Below are 2,580 nucleotides of genomic sequence, written 5' to 3'. Positions count from 1 at the left end.
CCGCCACGGCGTCGGCCGCCGCCGAGCTGGCCCGGCTGCTCGGCGGGCCGGCGGACGAGGCGGCCCGGGCCGGCATGTTGGCCGTCGCCTCGGTCAACACCACGGTGGCGGCGATCCCCCGGGCCGTCGCCTGGTGTGCCGACGACCGGCTGTGGCCGGCGGCGGACCGCGCCGACTCGCGGGCCGTGCTGGTGTCGGAGCTGCTGCGGGTGACCGCGCCGAGCCCGGTGCTGCCCCGGGTGGTGGCGGGTGCCGCCGAGCTGGCCGGCACCGCCGGACGGGCCGGCAGCCGGTTGCGCTCGGGTACCCGGCTGCGGGCCGGCGACCGGCTGTTGCTGGTCGCCCGGCACGCGGCCCGCGCCGATGCGCCGCACCCGAATCCGGATGTGCCGGTGCCGGTGGCGGTCGGGCATCTGGTGTTCGGCACCGGGGCGCACCACTGCCCCGGTGCCCGGCTGGCCCACGCCCAGCTCGACGATGTGCTCGCCGCGCTGGCCCCGTACCGGCCGGTGGTGACGGGGGCGCGGGTGGACCGGCGTTCGGCGCTGCCGGGCTGGGCCCGGCTGACGGTCCGGGCGACCCGGTGGTGAGCATCCGGCTGGCCGGGCTGCGGGTCGCGGTGACCGGTGCCAGTGGCTTCTGCGGATCGGCGGTGGCACGGGCCGCCGCAGCGGCCGGTGCCGAGGTGGTGGCGGTGGGCCGTCGACCCGGCCCGGTGGGTCGGCACGTGCCGTGGGACGCCGCCCGGGAGGTTCCAGACCTGCGGGGCGTCGACGTCGTGGTGCATCTGGCGGCGGCGGTCGGGGATCCGCCGCCGGGCGCGGCGGCGGAGGCCGCGTACCACGCGGTGAACGTGGCGGGCACGGCCCGGCTGCTGCGGGCAGCGGCCGACCGGCCGGTGGTCTGGGTGAGCAGCGCCAGCGTCTACCGGCCGGGTGGACACGGCACCGTGATCCGCGAGGATCACCCGACGGACGGCCAGCGCACCGGGTACGGGCGGACCAAGGCCGCCGGGGAGCGGCTGGCGTTGGCGGCCGGTGCGGTGGTGCTGCGGCCCAGGGCGGTCTACGGGGCCGGTGACCCGCATCTGCTGCCCCGGCTGCTGGCTGCGGTCCGGCGGGGTCGGGTGCCGGTGCCCGGTCCGGACGTTGCGATGAGCCTGACGGCGGTGGAGAACCTGGCGGACGCGTGCCTGGCGGCGCTGAGCTGGCCGCCGGGTCCGTTCAACGTGGCCGACGCGACGCCGTACGCACGCGACGCCGTGGTCGCCGGGGTGCTTGCGGCGGCCGGACGGCAGGCGCGGCCGCTGCGGGTGCCGGTGCCGGTGGCGCTGGGCGCGGCGGTGCTGGTCGATGGTGCGGCCCGGCTGGGGTTGCCGGGCACCGGCCGGATCTCCCGGTACGCGGTGGAGCAGTTGGCGTACGGCACGGTGCTGGATCTGGATCGGGCGTACGCCCAGGGGTGGGTGCCCCGGCGGGCCCTGCCCGGTTTCCTGGCGGAGCTGTCGACCGGCCCGGCCCGGTAGGTATCGCCAGATCCACGCCGACGCATATAGTTATCCTTCCGTCGCTTTCCGTCTCGTTGGAGGTCCGGATGCACCGACGTTGGGTGGCCGGCGCCGCCGCCGTCTGCGCCCTCGTGGCGCTGGCCTGCGAAGCCGGCGAGGACGGCGGCGGGCCGGACCCGACATCGCCGCCACCGCCGGGCACCGACCTACCGTCGTCGATGGCGGCGCTCGGCGACTCGATCACCGCCGGGTACGGCTCCTGCGTCGTGCTGACCAGTTGCCGGCGCAATTCGTGGTCCACTGGCGACGGTTTTCGGGTGGAGAGTCTCTACCAGCGGATCGCCGAGGTCAATCCAGCGATGAACGGGCAGGAGCACGATTTCTCGGTGCCAGGGGCGCGGGCCGCGGCACTGGCCGACCAGGCCGCGTCGGCGGTGGACGTCTCGGCCCAGTACGTGACGGTGCTGATCGGCGCGAACGACGCCTGCCGGGCGACGCCGCAGGACATGACCCCGGTCGCGGCGTTCCGTGACGACGTCGACCGGGCCCTGCGGGTGCTGGGCGATGGTGTGCCGCAGGCGGAGGTCCTGTTGTTGAGCATCCCCGACCTGTACCGGCTGTGGGAGATCGGGCACGGGGAGGAGCGGGTGGTGCGGGCCTGGGACCGTGGCGTATGTCCGTCGCTGCTGGCCAACGCGACAGCGACTGACGAGGCCGCGACACAGCGCCGGGCGGCGGTACGCGACCGGGTCGCGGCGTACAACCGGGAGCTGGCCGGGGTCTGCCGGGCGTACGGCGACCGGTGCCGGTTCGACGACGGAGCGGTGCACGACACCCGGTTCACCGTGGACCAGCTGAACCGGCTGGACTACTTCCACCCCGACACCGACGGACAGAACCTGCTGGCCGAAGTGGGGGGGGGGGGGAAAAGGGGGGGGGGGGGGGGGGAGGGGGGGGGGGGGGGGGGGGGGGGGGAGGGGGGGGGGGGGGGTGTGGGGGGGGGGGGGGGGGTGGTGGGGGTACGGGGGGGTGGGTCGTCGAACGGTGAGGGGTAGGGCACGGGCGAATGCAGG

3 protein-coding genes are annotated in these 2,580 nt (G+C 76.4%); all 3 read left to right on the top strand.

Going from position 1 to position 2,580, the window contains the following annotated elements; translation table 11 throughout:
- On the top strand, positions 1-590 hold a 590-nt coding region (locus ACXAHD_RS31880), incomplete at its 5' end, for a cytochrome P450 family protein (RefSeq protein ID WP_475055129.1).
- Complete coding sequence (locus tag ACXAHD_RS31875) at positions 587-1,525, top strand: NAD-dependent epimerase/dehydratase family protein (protein WP_475055128.1); 939 nt, start codon at positions 587-589, stop codon at positions 1,523-1,525. The genes ACXAHD_RS31880 and ACXAHD_RS31875, both read left to right, overlap by 4 nt.
- Positions 1,526-1,593: 68 nt before the next feature.
- Positions 1,594-2,562 carry a GDSL-type esterase/lipase family protein gene (locus tag ACXAHD_RS31870; RefSeq protein ID WP_475055126.1) on the top strand — a complete coding sequence of 323 codons (969 nt, stop codon included), beginning with the start codon at positions 1,594-1,596 and terminating at the stop codon, positions 2,560-2,562.
- Positions 2,563-2,580 lie beyond the last annotated feature (18 nt).

The sequence above is a fragment of the Micromonospora sp. ABR4_055 genome (assembly GCF_056160425.1).
The sequence above is the reverse complement of the archived record's forward strand: the minus strand, read 5'-3'. Positions and strand labels throughout refer to the sequence as shown.